This window comes from Burkholderia sp. LMG 13014 (genome assembly GCF_905232215.1).
In the GTDB taxonomy this organism is placed as follows: Bacteria; Pseudomonadota; Gammaproteobacteria; order Burkholderiales; family Burkholderiaceae; genus Burkholderia.
The window spans coordinates 1-5,074 of the sequence record NZ_CAJNKE010000439.1 but is presented as its reverse complement, the minus strand read 5'-3'; the positions used below and the strand labels follow the sequence as shown (position 1 = coordinate 5,074).

General features: G+C 67.1%; 5 protein-coding genes and 1 pseudogene. 3 read left to right on the top strand and 3 right to left on the bottom strand.

Annotated elements, in window-relative coordinates; all coding sequences use genetic code 11:
• The 3 genes from JYJ84_RS28085 to JYJ84_RS28075 all read left to right on the top strand — a co-directional run.
• Window positions 1-1,273: aminopeptidase family protein P (locus tag JYJ84_RS28085; RefSeq protein WP_205189727.1), on the top strand; the 1,273-nt coding region annotated here is incomplete at its 5' end.
• Between the two features lie 55 nt (window positions 1,274-1,328).
• Window positions 1,329-1,880: a cysteine hydrolase family protein gene (locus JYJ84_RS28080; protein ID WP_175222758.1), complete on the top strand. Its 552-nt coding sequence runs from the start codon at window positions 1,329-1,331 to the stop codon at window positions 1,878-1,880.
• On the top strand, window positions 1,877-2,500 hold the full coding sequence (locus JYJ84_RS28075; protein ID WP_175222757.1) for an HAD family hydrolase: 624 nt from the start codon (window positions 1,877-1,879) through the stop codon (window positions 2,498-2,500). Before JYJ84_RS28080 ends, JYJ84_RS28075 begins: the two co-directional genes overlap by 4 nt.
• 136 nt (window positions 2,501-2,636) lie before the next feature.
• On the opposite strand, the gene ettA is transcribed toward JYJ84_RS28075, so the two are convergent.
• The 3 genes and pseudogenes from ettA to JYJ84_RS28060 all read right to left on the bottom strand — a co-directional run.
• Window positions 2,637-4,304, bottom strand: coding sequence for an energy-dependent translational throttle protein EttA (ettA, locus tag JYJ84_RS28070; RefSeq protein ID WP_122944362.1), 1,668 nt, complete (start codon window positions 4,302-4,304; stop codon window positions 2,637-2,639).
• A gap of 189 nt (window positions 4,305-4,493) precedes the next feature.
• A complete protein-coding gene (locus tag JYJ84_RS28065; protein ID WP_122944363.1) occupies window positions 4,494-4,802 on the bottom strand; it encodes a DUF3761 domain-containing protein in 309 nt (102 codons plus the stop codon).
• Between the two features lie 85 nt (window positions 4,803-4,887).
• A pseudogene (locus JYJ84_RS28060) lies at window positions 4,888-5,074 on the bottom strand (LysR family transcriptional regulator); the annotation flags it as partial.

Here is a 5,074-nt window from a genome sequence, read left to right as displayed (position 1 = left end):
CAAGCTGGCTGAAGTGCGCCGCGCGATGCGCGCGCAGGGCGCGCAGTGGCATTTCGTGTCGACGCTCGACGACCTCGCATGGCTGTTCAACCTGCGCGGCGCCGACGTCAACTTCAACCCCGTATTCGTTGCGCACGCAATGATCGGCGCCGATCGCGCGACGCTGTTCGTCGCCGACGGCAAGGTGTCGCCGGCATTGGCTGCGTCGCTCGTACAGGACGGCGTCGACGTTCGTGCCTACGACGCCGCGCGTGCCGCGCTCGCGGCGCTGCCCGACGGCGCGACGCTGCTGATCGACCCGCGCCGCGTGACGTTCGGCACGCTCGAGGCCGTGCCGGCCGGCGTGAAGCTGGTCGAGGCGGTGAATCCGTCGACGTTCGCGAAGTCGCGCAAGACGTCCGCCGAGATCGAGCACGTGCGCGTGACGATGGAGCACGACGGCGCCGCGCTCGCGGAATTCTTCACCTGGTTCGAGCAGGCCGTGAACCGCGAGACGATCACCGAGCTGACGATCGAGGAAAAGCTCACGGCCGCGCGTGCGCGACGCCCCGGTTACGTGTCGGCGAGTTTCGCGACGATCGCGGGCTTCAATGCGAACGGCGCAATGCCGCACTACCACGCAACGCGCGAGTCGCACGCGACGATCGCCGGCGACGGGCTGCTGCTGATCGATTCGGGCGGCCAGTACGTGACGGGCACGACCGACATCACGCGCGTCGTGCCGGTCGGCACGGTCAGCGACCTGCAGCGGCGCGACTTCACGATCGTGCTGAAGTCGATGATGGCGCTGTCGCGCGCCCGTTTCCCGCGCGGCATCCGTTCGCCGATGCTCGACGCGATCGCGCGTGCGCCGATGTGGGCGGCCGGGCTCGACTACGGTCACGGCACGGGGCATGGCGTCGGCTATTTCCTGAACGTGCACGAAGGCCCGCAGGTTATTTCGCACTACGCGCCGGCCGAGCCGTACACGGCGATGGAAGAGGGCATGATCACGTCGATCGAGCCGGGCGTGTACCGTCCCGGCCAGTGGGGCATCCGGATCGAGAACCTGGTCGTGAACCGCGCGGCCGGGCAGACGGAATTCGGCGATTTCCTCGCATTCGAGACGCTGACGCTGTGCCCGATCGACACGCGCTGCGTGCTGATCGAAATGCTGCATGACGACGAGCGCGCGTGGCTGAACACGTATCACGCGACGGTGCGTGAGCGCGTCGGCCGCCACCTGAGCGGCGATGCGAAGGCGTGGCTCGACACGCGTACGCAGCCGATCTGACACAACAGGCGATAACGGCCGGACAACGGCCGAACGACAAAACCGAGGGCAAGCAATGGCGGACACTGCGGTAATCGTGGTCGACATGCAGCGCGGGCTGGTGGAGCGGGCGCGGCCCGCTTACCGGCTCGATGACGTGGTGTCGGGCATCAACCGGTTGACGGCGGCGGCGCGCGCGGCGAACGCGCCTGTGTGCTTCGTGCAGCACGACGGCGATGCGGACGACGACATCGTGCCCGGCACGCCGGGCTGGGAGCTGCATGCGGGGCTGGTCGTCGGGAATGACGACTGGCGCGTGCGCAAGCAGGTGAGCGATTCGTTCCACGACACGCCGCTTGCGGCGCAGCTCGACCGCCACGGTATCCGTTCGGTGCTGATCTGCGGCTATGCGACCGAGTTCTGCGTCGATTCGGCCGCGCGCCGCGCGGCGCTGCTCGGCTACCGGACGACCGTCGTATCCGACCTGCACACGACGAACGAGCGCACACACCTGTCGGCTGCGCAGATCGTCGCGCACCATCACTTCGTATGGCAAAACAATACGCTGTCGGGCAATCCGGTGACGCCGCGCCCGCTCGCGGACATTCTTTCGACGGAGTTCGCATGACGATCAAGGCCGTGGTGTTCGATTTCGGCGGCGTGCTGATCGACTGGAGCCCCGAGTACCTTTACCGGGAACTGATTCCCGACGACGCGGAGCGTCGCTGGTTCCTCACGCAGGTATGTGCAATGGACTGGGTGATCCGCCAGGACGGCGGGCAGACGATCGAAGAGGGGACGGCCGAGCGCGTCGCGGAGTTTCCGGAGCACGAGGCGCTGATCCGCGCGTTCTATGCGCGCTGGCACGAGATGATCGGCGGCGTGCTCGAAGAGGGGGCCGCGCTCGTCGACCGGCTGGAGGCACAGGGGATGCCGCTGTTCGGGCTGACGAACTGGTCCGCGCAGACGTTTCCGTATGCGTGGGACAACTTCCCGGTGCTGCGGCGTTTCAAGGAGATCGTCGTGTCGGGCCGCGTGAAGCTTGTGAAGCCCGATCCGGCGATCTATCGCGAGATGCATGCGCGGATCGAGCCGCACCTGCCGGGCATCGCACCGCACGAACTCGTGTTCATCGACGACAACGCGAAGAACGCCGCGGCCGCGACGGCGCTCGGCTGGCACGGCATTCATCACACGAGTGCGGCGGCCACCGAGGCACGGCTGCGCGAACTGGGCGCGCTCGCGTAAGCGGCGGGCGAGCAGCGCGCCATCAGATAAAAAAAGCGGGCCGGCGGCCCGCTTTTTTGTTGTGCCGCTCCTGAAGCGGCCGCCCTCGGTGCCGGGCCCTGCGTTGCCGCAGTGCCGGGCACCCGGGCCGTACCGGTCAGCGGCTGATCGGCTTGTAGCGCAGACGCTTCGGCTTCGCGGCTTCTTCGCCGAGGCGTGCACGCTTGTCGGCTTCGTACTCCTGGTAGTTGCCGTCGAAGAACGTGACCTGCGAATCGCCTTCGAATGCGAGGATGTGCGTCGCGATCCGGTCGAGGAACCAGCGATCGTGCGAAATCACCATCACCGAGCCCGCGAATTCGAGCAGCGCGTCTTCCAGCGCGCGCAGCGTTTCGACGTCGAGGTCGTTCGACGGTTCGTCGAGCAGCAGCACGTTGCCGCCCGAGATCAGCGTCTTCGCGAGGTGCAGGCGGCCGCGTTCACCGCCGGACAGGTTGCCGACGATCTTCTGCTGGTCGCCACCCTTGAAGTTGAAGCGGCCGATGTACGCGCGCGACGGCGTTTCGTACTTGCCCACCGTCAGCACGTCGGCGCCGCCCGAGATTTCCTCGAACACCGTCTTCGTGCCGTCGAGCGCGTCGCGGCTCTGGTCGACGTACGCGAGCTTCACGGTCGGCCCCATCACGACTTCGCCCGAATCCGGCTGTTCCTTGCCCGTCAGCATCCGGAACAGCGTCGACTTGCCGGCGCCGTTCGGGCCGATGATGCCGACGATCGCGCCAGCCGGGATCTTCAGGTTCAGGTTGTCGATCAGCAGGCGGTCGCCGAACGCCTTGCTGACGTTCTTGAACTCGATCACTTCATTGCCGAGGCGGTCGCCGACCGGGATGAAGATTTCCTGCGTTTCGTTGCGCTTCTGGTATTCCTGGCTGTTCAGTTCCTCGAAGCGCGCGATACGGGCCTTCGACTTCGCCTGACGGCCCTTCGGGTTCTGGCGCACCCACTCCAGTTCCTTCTTGATTGCCTTCTGGCGTGCCGATTCCGATGCTTCTTCCTGCTTCAGGCGCTCTTCCTTCTGGTCGAGCCAGCTGCTGTAGTTGCCCTTCCACGGAATGCCGTGGCCGCGGTCGAGTTCGAGAATCCACTCGGCCGCGTTGTCGAGGAAGTAGCGATCGTGGGTGACGGCGACCACGGTGCCCGGGAAGCGCACCAGGAACTGCTCGAGCCAGTCGACCGATTCGGCGTCGAGGTGGTTGGTCGGTTCGTCGAGCAGCAGCATGTCCGGCTTTTCGAGCAGCAGCTTGCACAGCGCGACGCGGCGCTTTTCACCGCCCGACAGGTGTTCGATCTTTGCGTCCCACGACGGCAGGCGCAGTGCGTCGGCGGCCACTTCGAGCTGCTGCTCGGGGCTGCCGCCGTCGCTCGACGCGAGAATCGCTTCGTACTTCGCCTGTTCGGCCGCGAGCGCGTCGAAATCGGCGTCCGGCTCCGCGTACGCCGCATAGATTTCTTCCAGCTTCTTGTTGGCCTGGAACAGGTCGCCGAGGCCGTCCTCGACGGCTTCGCGCACCGTCTTCGTCGGGTCGAGCTGCGGCTCCTGCGGCAGGTAGCCGATGTTCAGGTTCGGCATCGGCGTCGCTTCGCCTTCGATGTCCTTGTCGACGCCCGCCATGATGCGGATCAGCGTCGACTTGCCCGAGCCGTTCAGGCCGAGCACGCCGATCTTCGCGCCGGGAAAGAACGACAGCGAGATGTCCTTCAGGATCTGGCGCTTGGGCGGCACGATCTTGCCGACCCGGTTCATCGTGAAAACGTATTGGGCCATTTGGGTGTGAAAGTCAGAAGTGGTTGAGACGGCCGCGCAGCGCACGGGCGGGGCGGCGTCGGGTGATTCGGTACGGAGCGTGCCGCGCATGGCGCGGCGGCGTCGCCGCGTGTCGGCGGCGCGAGCGGCTATTGTACTTCGCCGCCGCCTGCCGCTGGCGCGATGCTGGCCTTTTGGCCAGGGCCATGCTCACAGCCACGCGGCGACGCCGCCGTGCCCCGAGCACGTGCCGCGCCGGTGACGGCTGAAGCTGTACGTGCCGTCGCGGCAGCGTGCGCTCGCACCGTCGGGCACGCGGCCCGATTTCGAATGCGCGGGTGCGTGCACGGTTTCGCCGTCGCGGTTGCGATACGTGTCGTGACGGTCGAGATCGGCTTCGTTGCCGTAGCCGGGCGACGCGCGGTACGCGTATGCCGGATGGGGCAGCGCGGCGCACGCGACGAAAAACGCGGCGGACAGCGTCGCGATGTGTGTGGCGCGGCGGAGCAGGGCAGGCATGGTCTCTCTCGGTCTGTTGTTATCGGTGCCGGGCCGCATGTTAGCCGATCGGCCGCGGATCGGCGTCGCGCGGGGGGGCGTGGCGCTACGCCGCGCCGGACATCGACGCCGCGCCGTCGGCCTGCGCGGCGTCGAGGATCCACCGGCGAAAAGCGGCGACCTTCGGCCGTTCCGCGTGATGCGGCGGATAGACGAGGTAGTACGCGAAATCGTCCAGCCATGCGACGTCGGCGAGCTGCACGAGCCGGCCGCTTGCCAGCTCGCCGCGCACC